Below are 23,101 nucleotides of genomic sequence, written 5' to 3' on the forward strand. Positions count from 1 at the left end.
GGCACCGCGCGGCAGCCCGATGGCGGTTCTTGCACACCGTTGCGCGTCCGCAACCCGTAAGCTCGAAGACGTGCAGCGACGAATCATGGGTATCGAGACCGAATTCGGCGTGACCTGCACGTTCCACGGTCACCGGCGGCTCTCTCCCGACGAGGTTGCCCGTTATCTGTTCCGGCGCGTGGTGTCGTGGGGCCGCAGTTCCAACGTGTTCCTGCGCAACGGTGCGCGCCTGTACCTCGACGTGGGCAGCCATCCCGAGTACGCGACCGCCGAGTGCGACAGCCTGATCCAGCTGGTCACCCACGACCGTGCGGGCGAGCGTGTGCTGGAGGACCTGCTGATCGACGCCGAGCAGCGGCTGGCCGACGAGGGCATCGGCGGCGACATCTACCTGTTCAAGAACAACACCGACTCGGCCGGCAACTCCTACGGCTGCCATGAGAACTACCTGATCGTGCGGGCCGGCGAGTTCTCCCGGATCTCCGACGTGCTGCTGCCCTTCCTCGTGACGCGACAGCTGATCTGCGGCGCGGGCAAGGTCCTGCAGACGCCCAAGGCCGCCACCTTCTGCCTGTCCCAGCGCGCCGAGCACATCTGGGAGGGCGTCTCGAGCGCCACCACCCGCAGCCGACCGATCATCAACACGCGTGACGAACCGCATGCCGATGCCGAGAAGTACCGGCGCCTGCATGTCATCGTCGGCGACTCGAACATGTGCGAAGCCACCACAATGCTCAAGGTGGGTACCGCGGCGCTGGTGCTGGAGATGATCGAAGCCGGCGTCCCGTTCCGGGACTTCTCCCTGGACAACCCGATTCGGGCGATCCGCGAGGTCAGTCACGACCTGACCGGCCGCCGTCCGGTCCGGCTGGCGGGCGGGCGGCAGGCCAGCGCGCTCGACATCCAGCGCGAGTACTACAGCCGCGCGGTCGAGCACCTGCAGACGCGTGAACCCAACGCCCAGATCGAACAGGTCGTCGACCTCTGGGGCCGTCAGCTCGACGCCGTCGAGTCTCAGGACTTCGCCAAGGTGGACACCGAGATCGACTGGGTGATCAAGCGCAAGCTGTTCCAGCGCTACCAGGACCGCTACGACATGGAGCTGTCCGACCCGAAGATCTCCCAGCTGGACCTGGCCTACCACGACATCAAGCGCGGCCGGGGGGTCTTCGACCTGCTGCAGCGCAAGGGTCTGGCGGCCCGCATCACCACCGACGAGGAGATCGACGAGGCGGTCAACACCCCGCCCCAGACGACGCGGGCCAAACTCCGCGGTGAGTTCATCAGTGCCGCCCAGGAGGCCGGCCGGGACTTCACGGTGGACTGGGTGCATCTCAAGCTCAACGATCAGGCGCAGCGCACGGTGTTGTGCAAGGACCCGTTCCGGGCCGTCGATGAGCGAGTCAAGCGCCTCATCGCGTCCATGTGACCCTTAGGGTGTTGTCGGTGGCGACCTCAAAAGTCGAACGGCTGATGAACCTTGTCATCGCGCTGCTCTCGACGCACGGCTACATCACCGCGGAGCGCATCCGCAACAGCGTCGCCGGATACGGCGACAGTCCCAGCGACGAGGCGTTCTCGCGCATGTTCGAGCGCGACAAGAACGAGTTGCGCGACCTCGGCATCCCGCTGGAGACCGGTCGCGTGTCCTCGTTCGACCCCACCGAGGGGTATCGAATCAACCGCGACTCATATGCGCTGCCCGACATCGAACTGACCCCCGACGAGGCCGCCGCGGTCGCCGTCGCGACGAAGCTCTGGGAGTCCCCGGAGTTGGTCACCGCGACCCAGGGCGCGTTGTTGAAACTGCGCGCCGCGGGCGTCGACGTCGACCCGGACGCGGGCCTGTCGCTGTCCGCCCCCAGTGGCCTGCCGGGTCTACGCGGCTCCGAGGACGTGCTGGGAGTGCTGCTGGCGGCGATCAACGCGGGGCAGGCCGTGCAGTTCCCGCACCGTGCGGGCCCGACCGCGCCGTTCACCACGCGCACCGTCGAACCGTGGGGAGTCGTCACGATGAACGGGCGCTGGTACCTGGTGGGCCACGACCGCGACCGCGACGACACCCGCACCTTCCGGCTGTCCCGTATCGGAGCCGAGGTCAGTCCGGTCGGCCCCGCGGGCGCGGTCCACCGGCCAGATGGGGTGGACCTGCGCGCAATCGTCGCCCGAGTGGTGAGTGAACCGTCCAGCGGAGTGCAGGCCAGGGTGTGGGTCGCGGCGGGCCGAGCCACCTCGCTGCGTCGCATCGGCACATCGTTGGGCGCCAAGCAGTTGGGCGGCCGCGACGGCGAGATCATCGAAGTCGATGCGGGCGCGCGCGGCGGCCTGGCCCGCGAGATCGCCGGGCACGGCGCGGACGCCGTGGTGCTCGAACCCGAGACGCTGCGCCAGGAGGTGCTGGCCCGGTTGCGGGCGGCCGCGGGGGAGGTGGCCTCATGACATCGGTGTCCGCTCGCCTGGTGCGCCTGCTCAACATGGTCCCGTACTTCCAGGCCAACCCGCGCATCACCTACGCCGAGGCGGCCGCCGACCTCGGCGTCACCCGCAAGCAGCTGGAATCCGACCTCAACCAGCTGTGGATGTGCGGCCTGCCCGGCTACGGGCCCGGCGATCTGATCGATTTCGAGTTCTCCGACGACACCATCGCGGTGACCTTCACCGCGGGCATCGACGAGCCACTGCGGCTCACCTCGCCGGAGGCGACCGGTCTGCTGATGGCGCTGCGCGCGCTGGTGGACGTGCCGGGCGTCGTGGATCCCGAGGCCGCCCGAAGCGCGATCGCCAAGATCGAGTCGGCCGCCGGCGCGGTCTCGCACCCGTCGTCGGCGACGGCCGAAGCGGAACCGGCTCCTGCCGAGAGCGCGGCCGCGGCAGCGGTCCGAGAGGCCGTGCGCACGGGTCATGCGTTGTCCATCGAGTACTACTCGGCCTCCCGGGACACCATGTCGACACGGGTGGTGGATCCGATCCGGGTGGTGCTGGTGAACGACCACAGTTACCTCGAAGCCTGGTCGCGGGAGGCCGAAGGGGTGCGGCTGTTCCGGTTCGACCGCATCGTCGACGCGGCGGTGCTCGACGAACCGGCCGCGGCACCGGAACCGGCGCTGCAGGGGCCCCCGGACACCTCGCTGTTCGACGCGGACCCTGCACTGCCCGCGGCGACGCTGCGCATCGCGCCCGAGGCGTCGTGGATGTTCGAGTACTACCCGATGCGCGACATCCGGCAGCTGCCGGACGGGCAGTTCGAAGCCGTCATGACGTATGCGTCCGAGGACTGGATGGCCCGCCTGGTGCTCGGCTTCGGGGCCGAGGTGAAGGTCGTGGAACCGGCCGAACTCGCCGAGCGGGTCCGGGTTGCGGCACGTGCCGCGCTGGGCGCGTATGCCGACGCGGAGTAACATCAAACCAACGTCTGGAGGTAATCAAAGTGGGTGCACTGAGTCCGTGGCATTGGGCCATCCTCGCCATCGTGATCATTCTGCTGTTCGGCGCCAAGCGGCTGCCCGATGCGGCACGGTCGCTGGGTAAGTCCCTGCGGATCTTCAAAGCCGAGGTCAAGGAGCTGCAGAGCGACAAGCCCGAGCAGGCGCCGACCCAGGTGCAGTCGGAACGGGTGGCCGAGCCCGCGCCGAGCCCGGAGCCCAACCACACCGACGCACGGCCCGCCTGACGGCCCACCCAGTCTCTGTCGACCCATCGTCCCACCTCCAGGTGGGCAGCGACTGAGCGTGCCCAACCGAAGCGACGATCGTGAAACCTTCAGGCGTCTTCAAACGGCTTGACCCGCGTCAACGCCGCAGCAGGGTCAACCCCGACGGGACGATGTCCCTTGTCGACCACATCCGGGAGCTGCGCACCCGCCTGCTCATCTCGGTGGCGGCGATCTTCGTCACCACGATTATCGGGTTTCTCTGGTACGGGCACGGCTTCTTCGGCTTCGAGAGCCTCGGTGAATGGCTGCGCCGGCCCTACTGTGCGCTGCCGGAGTCGGCCCGCGCGGACATCAGCGCCGACGGCGGCTGCCGACTGCTCGCCACGGCCCCGTTCGACCAGTTCATGCTCCGGCTCAAGGTCGGCCTGATGGCGGGCATCGTGCTGGCCTGCCCGGTGTGGTTCCACCAACTGTGGGCGTTCATCACCCCGGGTCTGTACAAGAAGGAACGCCGTTTCGCCGTCACCTTCGTGGTCAGCGCGGCGGTGCTGTTCGTCTCGGGTGCCGTGCTGGCCTACATCGTGCTCTCCAAGGCCCTGCACTTCCTGTTGACCGTCGGCAGCGACGTCCAGGTGACCGCGCTCTCGGGTGACCAGTACTTCAGCTTCCTGATCAACCTGCTTCTGGTGTTCGGCGTGGGCTTCGAGTTCCCGCTGCTGATCATCATGCTCAACTTCGTCGGTGTGCTGCCCTACGAGCGGCTCAAGGCCTGGCGGCGCGGTCTGATCCTGGGCGTCTTCGTCTTCGCGGCGTTCGCCACCCCGGGCTCAGACCCGTTCTCCATGCTTGCGCTCGGCCTGGCCCTGACCCTGCTGCTCGAGTTCGCCATCCAGATCGGACGGATCCACGACAGGCGCAAGGCCAAGCGGGAGGCGGCCAAGGAGCGGGAGCTGCCCGACGATCAGGCCTCCGAGATCGACGTTCCCTCGCCGGTCGCGGCGCCGGCGAGCATCTCACATGACGACGTCACCTGACGCAGGCGAACTGCAGCGGTTCACCGCCGACCTGCCGTTCGCGCTGGACGGATTCCAGCAGCGCGCCTGTGAGGCGCTCGAACGGGGCCACGGCGTCCTGGTCTGCGCCCCCACCGGCGCGGGCAAGACCATCGTCGGGGAGTTCGCGGTGCACCTCGCCCTGGCCGCGGGACGAAAGTGCTTCTACACCACCCCGATCAAGGCCCTGAGCAACCAGAAGCACACCGATCTGGTCCGCCGTTACGGTGCCGACCGGATCGGACTGCTGACCGGTGACGTGTCGGTCAACGCCGACGCACCCATCGTGGTGATGACCACCGAGGTGCTTCGCAACATGCTGTATGCGAACTCGCCTGCGCTGCAAGGTCTCTCCCATGTCGTGATGGACGAGGTGCACTTCCTCGCCGACCGCATGCGCGGCGCGGTCTGGGAGGAGGTGATCCTGCACCTGCCCGATGAGGTCCGCCTGGTCAGCCTGTCCGCCACCGTCAGCAACGCCGAAGAGTTCGGCGGCTGGATCCAGACCGTGCGCGGCGACACCACGGTGATCGTCGACGAACACCGCCCGGTGCCCCTGTGGCAGCACATGCTGGTGGGCCGGCGCCTCTTCGACCTGTTCGACTACGACTCACGGCGCTCCATGGACGCCCAGCTGCTGGTCGATCCCGAGTTGGTTCGGCACATCGCGCATCGGCGCGAGGCGGACCGCATGAATGACTGGCAGCCACGCGGTCCCAAAGGCCGCGGCCAGCACCGCGGGCGGCCGAGCATGTTCAGGGCGCCGGCCCGCACCGATGTGATCGCGACGCTCGACCGTGAAGGTCTGCTGCCCGCCATCACCTTCGTGTTCTCCCGCGCCGGGTGCGAGGGTGCGGTCAAACAGTGCCTGAGGTCGTCGCTGCGCCTGACCACCGATTCCGAGCGCGCCCGAATCGCCGAGGTGATCGACCGTCGCTGCGGTGATCTGCCCGACGCCGACCTGCCGGTCCTGGGCTACTACGAATTCCGCGAAGGGCTGCTCCGGGGCATCGCGGCGCACCACGCGGGAATGCTGCCGATCTTCCGGCACACGGTCGAGGAGCTGTTCGCGGCGGGCCTGATCAAGGCCGTGTTCGCCACCGAGACACTGGCGCTGGGCATCAACATGCCGGCTCGTACCGTGGTTCTCGAACGGCTGGTGAAGTTCAACGGCGAACAGCACGCACCGCTGACACCCGGTGAGTACACCCAGTTGACGGGGCGCGCGGGCCGCCGGGGCATCGACGTGGAGGGCCACGCCGTCGTCATCTGGAATCCATCCGAGAGTTCCGCCGAACCCGCCGAGGTCGCGGGCCTGGCCTCCACTCGGACCTTTCCACTGAAGAGCTCGTTCGCGCCGTCGTACAACATGACCATCAACCTGGTCTCCCAGATGGGACCCGCGCAGGCCAGGCACCTGCTGGAACAGTCCTTCGCGCAGTACCAGGCCGACCGTTCGGTGGTGGGACTGGTGCGAGGCACCGAGCGCGGCGAGAAGATGCTCGACGAGATCGCCGCGGAACTCGGCGGCCGGGACGACCCGGTCCTCGACTACGCCCGACTGCGGGTGAAGATCTCCGAACGTGAACGGGCCCAAGCACGTTCGTCGCGCGTACAGCGCCGGGCGGCGATCAACGACGCGCTGGGGGCACTGCGGCGCGGCGACATCATCGCGCTGTCGCAGGGTCGCCGGGGCGGACTGGCCGTGGTGCTGGAACCGGCCCGAGACGCCGACGACCCGCGGCCCCTGGTGCTCAGCGAACACCGCTGGGCCGGACGCATCTCATCCGCGGACTGCTCGGGCGCGCCTGCCGCACTGGGCACGATGTCGCTGCCCAAGCGTGTCGAGCATCGGCAGCCTCGGGTCCGTCGTGACGTCGCCTCGGCGCTGCGCTCAGCCGCGGAAAGCCTGGTGATCCCCGACGATCGGGACTCTCGCCGCAGGCGGGGACCAAACCAGGACGACGACATCGACGCGGAACTGATCGACCTGCGCAACCAATTGCGCCGCCACCCCGGGCACAGTGTTGCCGATCGGGAGGCCAAGGTGCGCATCGCAGAGCGTTACCTGCGCGTCGAACGCGACAATGCTCAACTGCGCCAGAAGATCTCCGCGGCCACGAACTCGCTGGCCCGCACCTTCGACCGGATCGTCGGGCTTCTCAGCGAACGCGGTTTCATCGCGGCTCCCGAAAGCGCGGACGGACCACCCGTGGTCACCGACGACGGCCGACTGCTGGCCCGGATCTACAACGAGAGCGATCTGCTGGTGGCCGAGTGCCTGCGCAGCGGCGCGTGGAATGACCTTGCGCCCGCCGAATTGGCGGCCGTGCTGTCGGCGGTGGTGTTCGAATCCCGCGGCGGGGACGGTCCGTCGGCACCCGTGCACGACGCGCCCACCGCGGGACTGAGACGTGCCCTGGCCCGCACCCGAAGGTTGGCGGGGGAGTTGCGCGCCGACGAGATTCGGCACCGGATCGCCCCCACCCGTGAACCCGACGAGGGATTCGTCACCACGATGTACCGGTGGGCCACGGCGGGTGATCTCACCACGGCACTGGCCGCAGCCGCCGATGCGGGCGGTGGGACACCGCTGTCCGCAGGCGATTTCGTGCGATGGTGCCGACAGGTGCTCGATCTGCTCGACCAGGTTCGCAACGCCGCTCCGTCCGCAGAACTTCGGGCCGCGGCCAAACGCGCGGTCGACGACGTGCGGCGTGGGGTCGTCGCCGTGGACAGCGGCTGACCGAGCGGGGCATGAATCTGTCGACTCACCAGCGCAGAACCCCTTCCGACACGCGTTCGCCCTTGTCGGTGGCGCACCGATCGCCGTGTTGTCTGCGGGTAGGGTGAGGCAACCGCTACGGTTGATGCCGGCGCACGAGTTTCGAATATCCGAGGAGAGACGATGAGCGGACCGCAGGGCCCGGACCCGACGCAGCCGTGGCAGGGCCAGGGTCAGGATCAGCCTGCCGGGGATTCCGCCGAGCAGCCGACCACTGTGACCCCCGGGATGCAGCCGCCTGCCGCACCGCCCTCGGGAACCCCCGATCAGCCCACCGCGCAGGCGCCCGGCGGCTGGCAGCCGCCCGCCTACACCCAACAGCAGTACGGGCAGCCGCAGTACGGCCAGCCGCCGTCGACGCCGGGTTACCCGGCGGCGCCGGAGTACGGCCAGCCCGGCCAGCCCCAGTATGGGCAGCCGCAGTACGGCCAGCCCGGTCAGCCGCAGTATGGGCAGCCGCAGTACGGCCAGCCCGGTCAGCCGCAGTATGGGCAGCCGCAGTACGGCCAGCCCGGCCAACCGCAGTATGGGCAGCCGCCCTACGGCCAGTACGGCCAGTACGGACAGCCCGGACCCGAGGACGGGTCGAAGAAGTCGCTTACCACGCTCACCGCGATCCTGGGCGCGATCGTTCTGGTGATCATCGCCGCGATCCTGGTGCTGGGCTTCTGGAAGCCCGGCTTCTGGGTGACCACGAAGCTGGACATCAACAAGGCGCAGGCGGGAGTGCAGCAGATCCTGTCGGATGAGTCCAACGGGTACGGCGCCAAGAACGTCAAGGACGTCAAGTGCAACAACGGCCAGAACCCCACGGTCAAGAAGGGTGACACCTTCACGTGTGAGGTCAGCATCGACGGGACCAAGCGCCAGGTGACCGTGACGTTCCAGGACGACAAGGGCACCTACGAGGTGGGTCGACCCAAGTAGGCCCGGCGGGCCGGCCCCCGGTCGGCCCCCGGTCGGCCGTCAGTCGAGCGCGTCGAGCGCCTTCTGCAGGCGCGCGATCGACGACCCGACACCGTAGGCCCCCGCGAGCTCGGCGACCAGGCCCGGATCACGCGCGGCCAGCGGCAGCGCGTCGGTGTCGTTGGACAGGGTGACCTGCGCGTCGGTGGCCACGCGAACCACCGGCACGGCCGCGTCGAGGTAGTCCTGCGAGCTCGCCAGCTTGGCCCGAATCCCCTTGGCGAGTCCCGATTTCGGGTCGGCGGCGGCCGCGCGGATGGCGTCGAGTGACCCGTGTTGCGCCAAGAGTGTCGCGGCCGTCTTCTCGCCCACGCCGGGCACGCCGGGCAGGCCGTCCGAGGGATCCCCGCGCAGCACCGCGAGGTCGGCGTAGGCCGCACCCGCTCGCGTCAGCGGAAGGCCGTACTTGTCGGAGACCTCGGTGGGCCCGAAGAGCGTGGCCTTGGCCAGGCCTCGACCCAGATACAGCACCCGCACCGGCACGGGTTCGTCCGTCACCACCTGCAACAGGTCCCGGTCCCCGCTGACCACCACCACCGGGTCACGCGTCTCCCGTGCCGCCAGGGTGCCCAGGACATCGTCGGCCTCATACCCCGGGGCGCCGCCCGTGGTGATCCCGAATGCGGCGAGGATTTCCAGGATCATGTCCACCTGGGGTGTCAGTTCGTCAGGCACCTCCTCGATGTCCGGTGCGTCGCCGACGCCCTCCTGTTCGACCCGGTGCGCCTTGTACGACGGGATCAGATCGACCCGCCACTGCGGTCGCCAGTCCAGGTCGAGGCACACCACCAGGCGCGTGGGCCGCTGCTGGGCGACCAGCGTGGCGACCGCGTCGAGAAACCCACGCACGGCGTTGACCGGCCTGCCGTCAGGCGCCTTGATCGAGGACGGCACACCGAAGAACGAGCGGAACCACATGCTGGCCCCGTCGAGCAGCAGCACCTTGCCGGTGTCGGAAGTCATGGCGGTCATCCTGCCTCAGCGGGCCATGGTCGAGTTGGGCGCAGTCCAGTCCGTCGACACGAATCGCCGTGCGATCAGCCAGTCGGGGCCCTGCACGGCGAATTCGTCTCGGTACCGGCCGAAGTGGTCGAGCCCGATCTCGGTGAACACCGTGAAATAGGACGTCACGTGGGCCCGGTCCGGGGTGATTTCGGCGAACAGGATGTTGGCCAGGTTGTGCCGCACAATGCGCCGCGTGCCCTCGGCCGCAGCCGGGGTGGCCGCGACCGAGGACAGCCGCTCCACGATGGCGGCACGGCCCCGCAGCGGTTCCTCCCCTTTGATGTGCAGGACGCCGTCGGTGCAGAAGGTCGCGGCCAAGTCGTCGACCCTCCCGGCGTCTCCGGACCACGTGTAGCGGGCCAGCGTGTCACGGATGCGTTCGCGCGCGGTCAGTTCCCAGTGCTCCACGCGTGTGATCGTATGCGGTGCCTGCGCACTAATCTGGTGTCCATGGGTGCCAGCCGGTTCGAATCCAGTGTGTACGAGCATCGTCTGCGCGCCGCCGCGGCCGCCGCGGCCGAGGCCGGTCTGACCGGCTTGATCATCACTCCCGGCTACGACCTGCGGTACCTGGTGGGTTCGCGGGCACAGACCTTCGAACGCCTGACGGCGCTGGTGATTCCGGCAGCCGGAGCGCCCACGATCGTCGTACCGAGGTTGGAGTTGGCGTCGCTGAGGGAGTCAGCCGTCGTCGAGCTAGGGATCACGGTCACCGACTGGGTCGACGGCGAGGATCCCTACGACCTGGTGGTGGCGGCACTCGGCGACGGGTCGGTCGCGACCGCGGTCACCGACTCCATGCCGGCACTGCACCTGCTGCCGCTGTCCGACCGACTCGGCCGCACGCCGGTGCTGGCGACGGAGGTGCTGCGCTCACTGCGGATGGTCAAAGACCCGGCCGAGATCGACGCGCTGCGCAAGGCCGGTGCGGCCATCGACCGCGTGCACGCCCTGGTGCCCCAGCTGCTGGTGCCCGGCCGCACCGAGGCCGAGGTCGCCGCCGACATCGAGGCCGCGATCCTGGCCGAAGGGCACAGCGAGGCGGCGTTCATCATCGTGGGCTCGGGTCCGCACGGCGCCGACCCGCATCATGAGCACTCGGATCGTGAACTGCGCGCCGGTGACGTCGTCGTCGTCGACATCGGCGGTCCCTACGACCCCGGCTACAACTCCGACTCCACCCGCACGTACAGCCTGGGCGAGCCCAGCGCCGAGGTCGCACAGCACTATTCGGTGCTGCAGCGGGCCCAGCAGGTCGCCGTCGACGCCGTGCGGCCCGGGGTGACGGCCGAACAGGTCGACGCCGCCGCCCGCGATGTGCTGGCCGAAGCGGGATTGGCCGAGTACTTCGTGCACCGCACCGGCCACGGCATCGGACTGTCGGTGCACGAGGAGCCCTACATCGTCGCGGGCAACGACCTGCCGCTGCGGCCTGGGATGGCGTTCTCCGTCGAACCCGGCATCTACTTCCCGGGTCAGTGGGGTGCCCGCATCGAGGACATCGTCATCGTCACCGAGGACGGCGCGGAGCCGGTCAACACGCGGCCCCATGACCTGATCGTGGTGCCGCTGCCGCAGTGAACTGACTCAGCCCTCGCCGCGGTCCAGCAGCTCAGATGAGCCCAGCACCCGCTCGACCTGCACCTCGATCACGACGCGGCGCGGATTCACGCGGGGGGTGCGGTACCGCTGCGCGTACCGCAGTTCGGCGTCTCGGATGGCCTCGGGGTCGGTGTTCACCTTGGACCTGCCCTCCAGGGACAGCCAGCGGGCGCCGTCGACCTGACTCAGCACGGCCACTCCGCCCCGGTCGGCGTTCACGGCCTTCTGCGAACCGCCGTTGGTGATGACCCGCGCGATGTGGGTCTTGGGGTCGAACGTGAAACCCACGGCCACGACGTGCGGCGATCCGTCCGCCCTCAGCGTCGTGAGCATCGCGAGGTGACGTTCCGTCAGGAACGCCAGCGCGTCGTTGGTGAGCCGGGTGGTTGCGTGCGCCATCAGAGCCCACGCTAGCGCAGGACATAATCGCAGCCATGAACGACACGGCTGCAGCGGCGCCCGAGGTGGTGGTGGTCTTCGGCGGCCGCAGCGAAATCGGGGGAGAACTGGCGGCGCGGTTGGCGCCGAGGGCGACGGTGGTGCTCGCGGCACGCGGCGCCGAGGGCCTCGACGGGCTGGTGGGCAGGCTGTCGCAGGCCGGTGCCGCCGCCGTCGAGATCGTGGAGTTCGACGCCGACGACCTCGGCTCGCACGCCGGGGTGCTCGACCGGATCGCGGCCGAACATGGCCGCATCGACACCGCGGTCCTGGCGTTCGGGGTGCTCGGTGATCAGGCGCGGGCCGAGGCTGAGGCCGAGCACGCGGTCGCGGTGGTGCACACCGACTACGTCGCGCAGGTGAATCTCCTGACGCTGCTGGCCAACCGGATGCGGGCCTCGGGCCGAGGGCGCATCGTGGTGTTCTCGTCGATCGCGGGCGTGCGGGTGCGGCGCGCCAACTATGTCTACGGCTCGGCCAAGGCGGGCCTGGACGGTTTCGCCAGCGGATTGGCGGACGCCCTGCACGGCACCGGCGTGCACCTGCTGATCGTGCGGCCCGGTTTCGTGATCGGACGCATGACCGCCGGGATGGACGCGGCGCCGCTGTCGAGCACTCCGGCGCAGGTCGCCGAGGCCACCGCACGGGCGCTGGCCAGGGGCCGACGCCAGGTGTGGGTGCCGCGGACGATCGGCGCGCTCGCGTTCGCGACCCGATTCGTACCGCAGGCGATCTGGCGAAGGATGCCGCGCTGATGATCGTGGTGGTGGGTATCGGTGCCGACGGTGTGGCCGGCCTGTCGGAACGGGCCCGCGGCGAGCTGTCGCGCGCGACCGTCGTCTTCGGTGCACCGCGGCAACTGGCCCTGCTGGACGCCTCGGTGCGCGCGGACCGGCGTGAGTGGCCGTCGCCCCTGCTGGCCGGCCTGCGCGGCGCGCTGGAGAACATCGACGGTGACGTGCACGTCGTGGCGTCCGGGGACCCCATGCTGCACGGCATCGGCACGACCCTGGTGACGATGTTCGGCGCCGACCAGGTCCGCGTGCTCCCACACGTCTCCAGCGTGTCGCTGGCCTGCGCCGCGCTGGGATGGGCGGTGCCCGACACCGAAGTGATCAGCCTGGTCACGGCTCCGCCGCACACCGCGGTCCGTCGAGGCGGGCGTGCGATCGTGCTGTCGCGGGACGGGTCGACCCCCGCGACGCTGGCCACCCTGCTCGCCGAGACGGGCCGGGGGCCGTCCGGCATGACCATCCTCGAGCAGCTGGGCGGGGCCGGGGAACGCATGCGCACCGCGACCGCGGCGCAGTGGGCCGCCGAACCGCCGTCCGACGTCGATGCGCTCAATGTCGTGGCGGTGGAGTACCAGCCCGACGACCGGGTGCTCACCACGCTGCCCGACGACGCCTACGCACACGACGGCCAGCTGACCAAGCAGCCCATGCGGGCGCTGACCCTGGCCGCGCTCGCGCCCCGTCCGAATGAACTGCTGTGGGATGTCGGTTCGGGTTCGGGCAGCATCGCCATCGAATGGTGCCGACACGGAAATGGCTGCCGTGCCGTCGCATTCGAACGCGACGAGGTTCGGCGAGCCCGGGTCACCGCCAACGTCAGCAGATTCGGCGTCCCGGTGCAGGTTCGGGGGGCGGCTCCGGACGAGTTCGCCGGAGCCTCCCCGCCGTCGGCGGTGTTCATCGGCGGCGGCCTGACCCAGCCGGGTCTGTTCGACGGGTGCTTCGCCGCGCTCGCGCCGGGCGGGCGGCTGATCGCCAACGCCGTCACAGCAGAGTCAGAATCCTTTCTTGTGCAGCGTTATTCCGAACTCGGCGGCGAACTTCGCCGGTTTCAGCACTACCGGGGCGAACCCGTCGGTGGTTTCACCGGATGGCGCCCGGCCATGCCCGTGACTCAGTGGACGGTGGTCAAAGCATGACGATCCATTTCATCGGCGCCGGACCCGGTGCGGCCGATCTGATCACGGTGCGCGGGCAGCGCCTGATCCAGTCGTGTCAGGTCTGCCTGTACGCGGGATCGATCATGCCCGCCGACCTGCTGGCCTGGTGCCCGCCTGAGGCCAAGGTCATCGACACCGGGCCGCTGAACCTCGACCAGATCATCGACGAACTGGCCGCCGCCGATGCGGCTGGACTCGACGTGGCGCGGCTGCACTCGGGGGATCCGGCCCTCTACAGCGCGCTGGCCGAACAGTGCCGCCGCCTCGACGAGCTGAACATCCCCTACGAGATCGTCCCGGGCGTCCCGTCTTTCGCGGCGGCGGCGGCCGTGCTGGGCCGCGAGCTCACGGTGCCCGGGGTGGCCCAGACCGTGACGCTGAGCAGAGTGGCCACCCTGTCCACCGCGATGCCGGAGGGGGAGGATCTGCGCACCCTGGCCGGGATCGGCGGCACGCTCGTGCTGCACCTCGCGGCGGCTCAGATCGACACCGTGGTGGCCGACCTGACGGCCGGCGGCATCAGCGCCCAGACACCGGCGGCCGTCGTCGCGTTCGCGAGTTGGCCGCAGCAGATCGTGCTGCGCGGAACGCTCGGAGACATCGCGGCGCAGATGCGCGCCGCGAAAGTGACGCGCACCGCGGTCATCATCGTCGGCGAGGTGTTGGCCGCGCAGGGGTTCGTCGACAGCTATCTGTACTCCGCGGACCGCGCCAGGGGAGCTCGGCACTGATGCGCGTGCTGCTGCTCGGCGGCACCTCCGAAGCCCGAGCGCTGGCCGGCCGCCTGCACCCGGGCGTCGAGGTGATCAGTTCGCTGGCCGGGCGGGTCCCCGATCCAGCGCTGCCGGTGGGTCCGGTGCGCATCGGTGGCTTCGGCGGGGTGACCGGATTGGCGAACTGGTTGCGGGACAACGCCGTCGACGCTGTCGTCGACGCCACCCATCCGTACGCGGCCACCATCACCGCGAACGCCGCGGCGGCATGCCGGCAGGAGGCGGTGCCGCATGTGGTGCTGGCCCGGCCGGGCTGGGACCCCGGTGACGCGGTGCTCGTCGAGTCGGACGTCGCCGCGGCCGCAGAGGTGGCCCGCCGTGGGTGGGCACGGGTCTTCCTGACCACCGGCAGGTCGGGCACCGCGGCCTTCGTCGGCAGCGGCGCGTGGTTCCTGATCCGGGCTGTTACGCCGCCGGACCCGGAGACGCTGCCCACAGACCACGAACTCGTGCTGTCGCGCGGGCCCTACCACTACGAGGACGAGTGCGCGCTGCTGCGGCACCACGCCATCGACGTGCTGGTCACCAAGAACAGCGGCGGATCGATGACGCGGCCCAAGTTGGACGCGGCGCGCGACCTCGGCGTACCGGTGCTGATGATCGACCGGCCACCCCTGCCCGCGGGGGTGGCGGTGGTGTCCGACGTCGCCGAGGCCGAGGCCTGGGTGCGGCAGCGCGAGGGTCAGTTCGCGGGGTAGGTGCGCGGCGTGAAGACGCGGCCGTCGTGCCACTGCGTCTGCGTCGAACCGATGATCAGCAGGCAGCGCATGTCGACCTCGGACGGGTCCAGATCGCCGAGGCGCACCACCCGGACCTCCTCGGCCGGACCGGCGACATCGCGGCCGATCACCACCGGGGTGTCCGGAGACCGGTGTTCGAGAAGCAGCTCCCGCATCGCGCCGACCTGCCAGGTCCGCGTCTTGGACGCCGGGTTGTAGATCGCGAGGACAAGATCCGACTCGGCGGCCGCCGTGATGCGCTTGGCGATCACCTCCCAGGGCTTGAGCCGATCCGACAGCGACACCACGGCATAGTCGTGGCCCAGGGGAGCGCCCACCCGGCTGGCCACGGCCTGCGCCGCGGTCATCGCCGGGACCACCCGCACCTGCACATCGGGCCAGCGGGTCGCCTCCTCGAGCACCGCGGTCGCCATGGCGAACACGCCCGGGTCACCGGAGGACACCACCGCCACCGCGCGGCCCTGCTCGGCCAGCGAGCACGCCAACCGGGCCCGCTCGGGTTCGTCGGTGTTGTCGCTGGGATGCAGGCGCTGGCCGTCCCGAAGCACCACCCGATCCAGGTAGGGTCCGTACCCGATCAGATCGGTCGCCGCTGACAGCACGCGCCGACTCTCGGTCGTCATCCAGTCCGGATCGCCGGGGCCCAGGCCGACCACTGCCACCGAACCGACCGGCTCGGGTCGGGCGGTCATGCCGCTGCCGGGCACCATCGCCAGCGAGAAGTACGGCACCTTCTCGGCGTCGACGTCTCCGGCGGGCAGCACCCGCTGCTTCTCGGTGCTGGCGCGCTCGACATAGAACGCGTCATCGAGCCGTCCGGCCTTGGAAAGCGCCTCGCGCACCGCGGGATAGGACCGGCCGAGCTTGAGCACCACCGCGGCGTCGGCGTCGCGCAGCCGACGGGTCAGTTCGGCCTCCGGCAGGGTGCCGGGCAGGATCGACAGCACCTCGTCGCCCTGGACCAGCGGCGTGGCGATCGCCGCCGAGGCGGCGCTGACCGATGTCACGCCGGGCACGATCACGGCGTTGAACCGCTCGGTGAGCCGGGTGTGCATGTGCATGTAGCTGCTGTAGAACAGCGGGTCACCCTCGGCCAGCAGGGCCACGTCGCGGCCCGCGTCCAGGTGCGCCGCGATGCGCTCGGCGGACTCCCGATAGAAGTCCTCCATCGCACCGGCATACCCGCCGGGGTGTGCGGTGGCCTCCGTGGTCACGGGGTAGACCAGGTGCTCCTCGATCTGCCCCTCGCGCAGGTACGGCTCGGCGATGCCGCGTGCGATGCTGCGACCGTGCCGCGCACTGTGGTAGGCGACGACATCCGCGGCCCCGATCACCCGGGCCGCCTTGACCGTCACCAATTCCGGATCGCCGGGTCCCAGCCCGACGCCCCACAGGGTGCCGCTCACGCCACCCCCTCGGAGACGCTCGCGATGGCGTTGACGGCTGCCGCCGCCATGGCGCTGCCGCCGCGTCGGCCCGTCACCACCAGATAGGACATGCCGCGCGGACGGGCGATCAATTCGTCCTTCGACTGCGCCGAGCCGACGAATCCGACCGGTCCGCCGAGGACGGCGGCCGGGGCGGGAACTCCGTCATCGAGGAGTTCGAGCAGCCGGAACAGCGCTGTGGGGGCGTTGCCGATGGCCACGACCGCACCCTCGAGACGGTCGGCCCACAACTCGACACCCGCGGCTGAGCGGGTGTTGCCGGTCGCGGCGGCGCGTTCGGGGGCGCGGGGGTCGGCGACCAGGGAGACGACGTCGTTCTTGGCGGGCAGTCGGGCCGCGGTGATCCCGGCGGCGACCATCGAGGAGTCGCAGAGCACCGGCGCGCCGGCGGCCAGAGCGGTGTGTGCGCGGGTGACGACATCGGCGGTGAAGGCCACGTGGTCGGCGACGTCCACCTGACCGCAGGTGTGGATCAGGCGGACCACCACCCGGGCGACATCCTCGGGAAAGCGGGACAGGTCTGCCTCGTCGCGGATGGTCGCGAAAGACTGGCGGTAGATCTCGCCGGCATCGCGGATGTAGTCGAGCACCCGCTCACCCTACGGGTGGTGCCGACGCGGCCGATAACCGTCCGGCGTCGCCAGGAGAACCTGACTTCCAGGCGGGCTGCCGCACGCGCGTTCGCACCCCACGTAGTGGCGGTGATCGGCGCCGACCTCGCCGGCGGCCACGGCCGCGGCGGCATCAGCGCGCACGTCGGCGATCGACTTCGCGCACCCGGGACGTCCTGTGCACGCACTGACCGTCAGCCAGGGGGAGTTCTCGTCGAACACCAGTCCCTGCGGGGCCAGCACCCGCAGCGAGGCGTCGGCGACCTCCTCGGTCAGGTCGTACACCAGCACGGACCGCCACGGGGTGATCGCCAGCGGCGCCCCGATGGCCGCCAGGAACTCGGCCGTGCGGGCCGCCAGCACGCCCAGTGGCACCGCCGCGCCCAGCGTGACCAGCCCGTCGTGCTGGGTGAACCAGCCGACCGGGGGCCGATGGGTCGGGGTCGGCGGCGGGCCCAGCACGGCGCCGTCGAAGAGCACCGCCGGGTCGGGCAGTTCGTTGACCCGCCAGGCGTTCCCGCGTATCTCGACGAACCGGTGCGCGGCCCCCAGCAGGGCATCGACCGCCCGTTCGGGGGCGACCGACAGGCCGGTGTCCCGGCCGCAGATCTGCAGCCCGGCACGGTCGCCGTGCAGACGCAGTCCGATGTCGGTGCCCAGCCCGCTGATGTCGCCGCGACCGTCGTCGAGTCCGATCCAGAAGCGGCCGGGCAGGCGGGCCAGATCGGGCTCGGCCTGCAGGGCGGTGTCGAGTTGGGTCACCAGGTCTCGGACGTCCCCGAAGTCGCCTACCCGCCCCGACAGTGGGGAGGCGACGATGTTGCGCACACGTTCATGCGTGGGTGAGGGGAGCAGGCCGGCCTCGGCGACGGCCTGCGCCACGGGTGCGGGGTCCGGGCCGATCCCGCGGATCTGCAGGTTGCCCCGACCGGTCAGCTCCAACACACCCGACCCGTGGTCCCGGGCCGCGACCGCCAGCGCCGCCATCTGCTGGGCGGTCAGTCGGCCACCAGGCAGCCGGATCCGCGCCAATGCGCCGTCGGCCGCCTGATGCAGGCTCAGCGCGCCGGGGCAGGCGTCGTCGTCGCGGGTGCGGATCACGTGTCCACGGTACGACGTGGGTGGCCCGGAGCTCATGCGGTACGAATGGGGGGTGCCGACCGACTCTTCGCCGACCGTCCTGCTGCTGTCCACCTCTGACACCGACCTGATCACCGCCCGTGCCAGCGGTCGGAACTACCGGTGGGCCAATCCGAGCAGGCTGATGCAGTCCGACCTGGCCGGAGAACTCGCGGAGCTGCTCGACGGCGTCGACGTGGCGGTGGTGCGCATCCTGGGCGGCTACCGCGCCTGGGAGGACGGCATCGACGCGGTGCTCGCCAGCGGGGTGCCGACCGTGGTGATCAGCGGTGAGCAGGCGCCCGACGCCGACCTCATGGAGCGTTCCACCGTGCCTGCCGGCATCGCCGTGCAGACCCACCTCTATCTGGCCCAGGGGGGCGTGGACAACCTCGCCAGCCTGCACGCGTTCCTGTCCGACACCGTGCTGATGACCGGGGTCGGCTTCGACCCGCCGGCCGAGATGCCCACCTGGGGCGAACTGGCCCGGCCCGCCACCGAGGCGACCGGACCCACGGTCGCGGTGCTCTATTACCGGGCCCAGCAGCTGGCCGGCAACACCGGCTACATCCACGCGCTGTGCGACGCGATCGAACACGCCGGGGGCCGTCCGCTGCCGCTGTTCTGCGCGTCACTGCGCACCGCACCGCCCGAACTGCTCGAGCGGCTGCGCGGCGCCGACGCCATGGTGGTGACGGTGCTGGCCGCGGGCGGGGCGCGCCCCGCGACCGCTTCGGCGGGCGGGGACGACGACAGCTGGAACGTCGAACACCTCGCGGCCCTGGACATCCCGATCCTTCAGGGGCTGTGCCTGACATCCCCGCGTGCGCAGTGGGAGGCCAACGACGACGGCTTGAGTCCCCTGGATGTCGCGACGCAGGTCGCCGTCCCGGAGTTCGACGGACGCATCGTCACGGTCCCGTTCTCGTTCAAGGAGATCGACCAGGAGGGTCTGATCACCTATGCGGCCGACCCGGAGCGTTGCGCGCGCGTCGCGGGTCTGGCCGTGCGCCACGCCAGGCTGCGTCACGTGGCACCGGCCGACAAGCGGGTCGCCCTGATCTTCTCGGCGTATCCGACCAAGCATGCCCGCATCGGCAACGCGGTGGGCCTGGACACCCCGGCCAGCGCGGTGGCGCTGCTGCGGGCGATGAGCGAGGCGGGCTACGCCGTCGGAGACGTCCCGGGCCTGGCGGCGGGGGACGGCGACGCGCTGGTGCACGCCCTGATCGAGCGCGGCGGTCAGGATCCCGACTGGCTCACCGCGGAGCAGCTGGAGTCCAATCCGGTGCGGGTCGCGGCGTCGGAGTACCGGGACTGGTTCGCCACCCTGCCCGCCGAACTGGCCGACGCCGTGGTCGAACACTGGGGCCCGCCGCCGGGTGAGCTGTTCGTCGACCGCAGCAACGATCCGGAAGGCGAGATCGTCATCGCCGCAATGCAGTTCGGCAACGTGGTGCTGATGGTCCAGCCGCCGCGCGGGTTCGGCGAGAACCCGGTCGCGATCTACCACGATCCGGATCTGCCGCCCAGCCACCACTACCTGGCGGCCTACCGCTGGATCGACACGACGTTCGGCGCCGACGCCGTGGTCCACATCGGCAAGCACGGCAACCTCGAATGGCTGCCCGGCAAGACCCTGGGGCTGTCGGCGGCCTGCGGCGCCGACGCGGCGCTCGGAGACATGCCGCTGATCTATCCGTTCCTGGTCAACGACCCCGGCGAGGGCACCCAGGCCAAGCGCCGAGCGCACGCGGTGCTGGTGGACCACCTCATCCCACCGATGGCGCGCGCCGAAAGCTACGGCGACATCGCCCGATTGGAGCAGCTGCTCGACGAGCACTCAAACATCTCGGCACTCGACCCGGGCAAACTGCCCGCCATCCGGCAGCAGATCTGGACGCTCATGCGCGCGGCCAAGATGGACCACGACCTGGGATTGGCCGACAGGCCCGACGAGGACTCGTTCGACGACATGCTCCTGCACGTCGACGGGTGGCTGTGCGAGATCAAGGACGTGCAGATCCGCGACGGCCTGCACATCCTGGGCCAGCGCCCCGAGGGTGATGTCGAACTCGACCTGGTGCTGGCCATGCTGCGGGCCCGCCAACTGTTCGGCGGGGAGCAGTCCGTCCCCGGCCTGCGGCAGGCCCTGGGCCTGGCCGAGGACGGCGAGGACTCCCGGATCTCGGTGGACGCCGCGGAGGCCCAAGCGCGCGAACTCGTCGCGGCCCTGCAGTCCTCCGGATGGGACGCCGCTGCGGTGGACACCCTGACCGACGACCCGGACGTCGCGGCCGTGCTGCGCTTCGCGGCCACCGAGGTGGTGCCCCGGCTGGCCGGCACCTCCCGCGAGATCGAGCAGGTGCTGCGGGCCCTGGACGGCCGGTTCATCGCGGCCGGACCGTCGGGTTCCCCGCTGCGCGGACTGGTCAACGTACTGCCGACCGGACGCAACTTCTATTCGGTGGACCCCAAGGCGGTTCCGTCGCGGCTGGCCTGGGAAACCGGTGTGGCGATGGCGGATTCGCTGTTGAACCGCTACCGCGACGACCATGGCCGGTGGCCGGAGTCGGTGGGCCTGTCGGTGTGGGGGACCTCGGCCATGCGCACGTCCGGCGACGACATCGCCGAAGTGCTGGCCCTGCTCGGCGTGCGCCCGGTGTGGGACGAGGCGTCGCGCCGCGTCGTCGACCTCGAGGCCATCACGCTGACCGAACTCGGTCGGCCCCGCATCGACGTCACGGTGCGCATCTCAGGATTCTTCCGCGACGCCTTCCCGCACGTCGTCACGATGCTCGACGACGCGGTGCAGCTCGTCGCGGCGCTCGACGAACCCGACGACCAGAACTTCGTCCGCGCGCACGCGAGCGCCGACCGGGCCGACCACGGCGACCGGCGGCGCGCGACGACGCGCATCTTCGGGTCCAAGCCGGGCACCTACGGTGCGGGCCTGCTGCAGTTGATCGACAGCCGAAACTGGCGCGACGACAACGATCTCGCGCAGGTGTACACCGCCTGGGGCGGGTTCGCCTACGGCCGCGACCTGGACGGCGCACCGGCGACCGAGGATATGAACCGCGCCTACCGGCGAATCGTGGTGGCGGCCAAGAACACCGACACCCGCGAGCACGACATCGCCGACTCCGACGACTACTTCCAGTACCACGGCGGCATGGTGGCCACGGTGCGCGCGCTGACCGGGAAGGACCCCGCGGCCTACATCGGCGACAACACCCGTCCCGACGCGGTCCGCACGCGGACCCTGTCGGAGGAGACCACCCGAGTGTTCCGCGCCCGGGTGGTCAACCCACGCTGGATCAGCGCGATGCGCCGGCACGGCTACAAGGGCGCCTTCGAGATGGCCGCCACGGTCGACTACCTGTTCGGCTACGACGCGACGGCCCATGTCATGGCCGACTGGATGTACGAGCAGCTGACCTCGAGCTACGTGCTGGATCCGGAGAACCGCAAGTTCATGGCCGAATCGAACCCATGGGCGCTGCACGGGATGGCCGAGCGACTGCTCGAGGCCGTGCAGCGCGGGATGTGGGCCGAGCCGGACCAGAACACGCTCGACGGCCTGCGCCAGGTGCTGCTCGAGACCGAGGGCGATCTCGAGGGCTGACCGCTAGATTGGCAGGCATGCCCTTGACCTTCGCCGACATCGCCGGGTCCGAGTACATCCTGCTGACCACGTTCACCAAGGACGGGCGGCCCAAGCCGACGCCGATCTGGGCGGCGCCGGAGGGTGACGGTCTGATCGTCATCACCGGCGCCGACTCCTGGAAGGTCAAACGCATCCGCAACACCCCGCGGGTCACGATCGCGCGCTGCGACATGCGCGGCAACGTCAAGAGCGAGGCGGTGGAGGCCGTGGCCAGCATCGACGCGAATCGTGCCGGGGATGCCTACGACGCCATCGGCCGCCGGTACGGCCTGATGGGCAAGGCGTTCACCTTCTTCTCCAAGCTTCGCGGCGGCATGAAGAAGAACGTGGCGCTTGTGATCAGGGCGGCGTGAGCCGTGGCGCCGACGTTCCGTGAGGTCGCGGCGTCGAAGTACCTGCTGCTGACCACGTTCACCAAGGACGGGCGGCCCAAGCCCACCGCGGTCTGGGGCGTGCCGGACGGTGACCGGCTCCTGATCATCACCGACGACGGGTCGTGGAAGACCAAGCGAATCAACAACACCCCGCGGGTCACGATCCAGAAGTCCGGTGCACTCGGGAAGCCGAAGGGCGAACCGGTGGAGTGCGTCGCCCGCAACCTGCCCAAATCGGAGACCCGTCGCGTCTACGACCTGATCACCCGCAGGTACTGGTGGCACGCCTGGTGGTGGCTGCCGCACACTCTGGTCCGCGGCGGCATCGACAAGGTGCACAGCGCCATCGAAGTGCGCCCCGCGTGAGGAACCTCGATCCCGTCCGGTTCGTTGACCGACCATGGTGATGCGGCTGTTCGTTCTGTATGTGGTCGTCGAGATGGCGGTGATCGTCGCGCTGACGGCCACCATCGGGTTCGGCTGGACCGTCCTGGCGTTGATCGCCGCGTTCCTGCTGGGCTTGGCGCTGGCCGGGTCGCAGCTTCGTCGCCAGATCGTCGCGCTGCAGCAGCGGATGCGCGATCCCGGCGCTCAGCTGACCGACAGTGCGCTGGTCGGACTGGGCTCGGTGCTCGTCGTCGTCCCGGGACTGGTGACCAGCCTGGCCGGAGTGCTCATGTTGGCCCCACCCACCCGGTCCCTGATGCGTCCGCTCGCGGGTGCGGTGGCCGCGCGCGCGATCTCCCGAAGCGTCGTCTTCGTACCGGCCCGGCCCGGCTACGGCGCCGGTGAGGTCATCGACGGCGAGGTTGTCGACGTCCAGGACGGGCCGAAGCCCAGCGGGCCCGCAGGTCCGGCGATCGCCCCGAAACCCGATTAACCGCAACCCCAGGTTCGCCAAGTACGTTCTTC

The 23,101-nt window shown here is 70.1% G+C and carries 22 protein-coding genes; 16 read left to right on the forward strand and 6 right to left on the reverse strand.

The window, feature by feature from the left end; genetic code table 11:
• Nucleotides 1–70 precede the first annotated feature (70 nt).
• From pafA to A5727_RS24255, 7 genes are all read left to right on the forward strand, one after another.
• Nucleotides 71–1,429, forward strand: coding sequence for a Pup--protein ligase (pafA, locus tag A5727_RS24225; protein WP_157521549.1), 1,359 nt, complete (start codon nucleotides 71–73; stop codon nucleotides 1,427–1,429).
• A 17-nt stretch (nucleotides 1,430–1,446) separates the two neighbouring features.
• Complete coding sequence (locus tag A5727_RS24230; protein WP_068256614.1) at nucleotides 1,447–2,439, forward strand: helix-turn-helix transcriptional regulator; 993 nt, start codon at nucleotides 1,447–1,449, stop codon at nucleotides 2,437–2,439.
• Complete coding sequence (locus tag A5727_RS24235; protein ID WP_068256396.1) at nucleotides 2,436–3,398, forward strand: helix-turn-helix transcriptional regulator; 963 nt, start codon at nucleotides 2,436–2,438, stop codon at nucleotides 3,396–3,398. The genes A5727_RS24230 and A5727_RS24235 overlap by 4 nt, the downstream gene beginning before the upstream one ends.
• A 29-nt stretch (nucleotides 3,399–3,427) precedes the next feature.
• A complete protein-coding gene (gene tatA / locus A5727_RS24240; protein WP_068256400.1) occupies nucleotides 3,428–3,670 on the forward strand; it encodes a Sec-independent protein translocase subunit TatA in 243 nt (80 codons plus the stop codon).
• A 152-nt stretch (nucleotides 3,671–3,822) separates the two neighbouring features.
• Nucleotides 3,823–4,686: a twin-arginine translocase subunit TatC gene (gene tatC / locus A5727_RS24245; protein ID WP_068256404.1), complete on the forward strand. Its 864-nt coding sequence runs from the start codon at nucleotides 3,823–3,825 to the stop codon at nucleotides 4,684–4,686.
• A complete protein-coding gene (locus A5727_RS24250; protein ID WP_068256407.1) occupies nucleotides 4,670–7,450 on the forward strand; it encodes a DEAD/DEAH box helicase in 2,781 nt (926 codons plus the stop codon). Before tatC ends, A5727_RS24250 begins: the two co-directional genes overlap by 17 nt.
• Nucleotides 7,451–7,612: 162 nt before the next feature.
• Entirely contained in the window at nucleotides 7,613–8,416 is an 804-nt protein-coding gene (locus A5727_RS24255) for a DUF4333 domain-containing protein (protein WP_068256410.1), read from the forward strand.
• Between the two features lie 39 nt (nucleotides 8,417–8,455).
• On the opposite strand, the gene A5727_RS24260 is transcribed toward A5727_RS24255, so the two are convergent.
• Both A5727_RS24260 and A5727_RS24265 read right to left on the reverse strand, forming a co-directional pair.
• On the reverse strand, nucleotides 8,456–9,418 hold the full coding sequence (locus A5727_RS24260) for a 5'-3' exonuclease (protein ID WP_068256619.1): 963 nt from the start codon (nucleotides 9,416–9,418) through the stop codon (nucleotides 8,456–8,458).
• A gap of 15 nt (nucleotides 9,419–9,433) precedes the next feature.
• Nucleotides 9,434–9,868, reverse strand: coding sequence for a nuclear transport factor 2 family protein (locus A5727_RS24265; RefSeq protein WP_068256413.1), 435 nt, complete (start codon nucleotides 9,866–9,868; stop codon nucleotides 9,434–9,436).
• 42 nt (nucleotides 9,869–9,910) lie between these two features.
• Between A5727_RS24265 and A5727_RS24270 the strand changes: the two genes are divergently transcribed.
• Nucleotides 9,911–11,041, forward strand: coding sequence for a M24 family metallopeptidase (locus A5727_RS24270; protein ID WP_068256417.1), 1,131 nt, complete (start codon nucleotides 9,911–9,913; stop codon nucleotides 11,039–11,041).
• A gap of 6 nt (nucleotides 11,042–11,047) precedes the next feature.
• On the opposite strand, the gene A5727_RS24275 is transcribed toward A5727_RS24270, so the two are convergent.
• The gene (locus A5727_RS24275; protein WP_068256421.1) at nucleotides 11,048–11,461 is read right to left on the reverse strand and encodes a F420-dependent biliverdin reductase; all 414 of its coding nucleotides are present in this window, start codon (nucleotides 11,459–11,461) and stop codon (nucleotides 11,048–11,050) included.
• 35 nt (nucleotides 11,462–11,496) lie between these two features.
• Here A5727_RS24275 and dprE2 point away from each other — a divergent pair, with 35 nt between their 5' ends.
• Genes dprE2 through A5727_RS24295 form a run of 4 tightly spaced genes read left to right on the forward strand, consistent with a single transcriptional unit; the run spans nucleotide 11,497 to nucleotide 14,925 of the window.
• A complete protein-coding gene (gene dprE2, locus A5727_RS24280) occupies nucleotides 11,497–12,255 on the forward strand; it encodes a decaprenylphospho-beta-D-erythro-pentofuranosid-2-ulose 2-reductase (RefSeq protein ID WP_068256424.1) in 759 nt (252 codons plus the stop codon).
• A complete protein-coding gene (locus A5727_RS24285; RefSeq protein ID WP_068256428.1) occupies nucleotides 12,255–13,433 on the forward strand; it encodes a bifunctional cobalt-precorrin-7 (C(5))-methyltransferase/cobalt-precorrin-6B (C(15))-methyltransferase in 1,179 nt (392 codons plus the stop codon). Before dprE2 ends, A5727_RS24285 begins: the two co-directional genes overlap by 1 nt.
• The gene (gene cobM / locus A5727_RS24290) at nucleotides 13,430–14,185 is read left to right on the forward strand and encodes a precorrin-4 C(11)-methyltransferase (protein WP_068256431.1); all 756 of its coding nucleotides are present in this window, start codon (nucleotides 13,430–13,432) and stop codon (nucleotides 14,183–14,185) included. The genes A5727_RS24285 and cobM overlap by 4 nt, the downstream gene beginning before the upstream one ends.
• Nucleotides 14,185–14,925, forward strand: a complete 741-nt coding sequence (locus A5727_RS24295; protein ID WP_068256434.1) for a cobalt-precorrin-6A reductase — start codon at nucleotides 14,185–14,187, stop codon at nucleotides 14,923–14,925. Before cobM ends, A5727_RS24295 begins: the two co-directional genes overlap by 1 nt.
• Here A5727_RS24295 and A5727_RS24300 read toward each other — a convergent pair.
• Genes A5727_RS24300 through cobG form a run of 3 tightly spaced genes read right to left on the reverse strand, consistent with a single transcriptional unit; the run spans nucleotide 14,910 to nucleotide 18,127 of the window.
• Nucleotides 14,910–16,373 (reverse strand): precorrin-2 C(20)-methyltransferase, encoded by a 1,464-nt coding sequence (locus A5727_RS24300; protein ID WP_068256436.1) that lies wholly within the window; start codon nucleotides 16,371–16,373, stop codon nucleotides 14,910–14,912. The two genes, A5727_RS24295 and A5727_RS24300, sit on opposite strands and share 16 nt — an antisense overlap.
• A complete protein-coding gene (locus A5727_RS24305; RefSeq protein ID WP_068256439.1) occupies nucleotides 16,370–17,005 on the reverse strand; it encodes a precorrin-8X methylmutase in 636 nt (211 codons plus the stop codon). Before A5727_RS24305 ends, A5727_RS24300 begins: the two co-directional genes overlap by 4 nt.
• Before the next feature lie 9 nt (nucleotides 17,006–17,014).
• Nucleotides 17,015–18,127, reverse strand: a complete 1,113-nt coding sequence (gene cobG / locus A5727_RS24310) for a precorrin-3B synthase (RefSeq protein WP_197507741.1) — start codon at nucleotides 18,125–18,127, stop codon at nucleotides 17,015–17,017.
• A gap of 52 nt (nucleotides 18,128–18,179) precedes the next feature.
• Between cobG and cobN the strand changes: the two genes are divergently transcribed.
• From cobN to A5727_RS24330, 4 genes are read left to right on the forward strand one after another with little or no spacing between them, the layout of a single operon-like run.
• On the forward strand, nucleotides 18,180–21,773 hold the full coding sequence (cobN, locus tag A5727_RS24315) for a cobaltochelatase subunit CobN (RefSeq protein WP_231992209.1): 3,594 nt from the start codon (nucleotides 18,180–18,182) through the stop codon (nucleotides 21,771–21,773).
• A 17-nt stretch (nucleotides 21,774–21,790) separates the two neighbouring features.
• Nucleotides 21,791–22,168 carry a PPOX class F420-dependent oxidoreductase gene (locus A5727_RS24320; RefSeq protein ID WP_068256449.1) on the forward strand — a complete coding sequence of 126 codons (378 nt, stop codon included), beginning with the start codon at nucleotides 21,791–21,793 and terminating at the stop codon, nucleotides 22,166–22,168.
• 3 nt (nucleotides 22,169–22,171) lie between these two features.
• Nucleotides 22,172–22,555: a PPOX class F420-dependent oxidoreductase gene (locus A5727_RS24325; RefSeq protein WP_068256452.1), complete on the forward strand. Its 384-nt coding sequence runs from the start codon at nucleotides 22,172–22,174 to the stop codon at nucleotides 22,553–22,555.
• 34 nt (nucleotides 22,556–22,589) lie between these two features.
• Nucleotides 22,590–23,069: an FxsA family protein gene (locus tag A5727_RS24330; RefSeq protein ID WP_068256456.1), complete on the forward strand. Its 480-nt coding sequence runs from the start codon at nucleotides 22,590–22,592 to the stop codon at nucleotides 23,067–23,069.
• Nucleotides 23,070–23,101 lie beyond the last annotated feature (32 nt).

It is taken from the genome of Mycobacterium sp. ACS4331 (assembly GCF_001667265.1).
Classification (GTDB): domain Bacteria; phylum Actinomycetota; class Actinomycetes; order Mycobacteriales; family Mycobacteriaceae; genus Mycobacterium.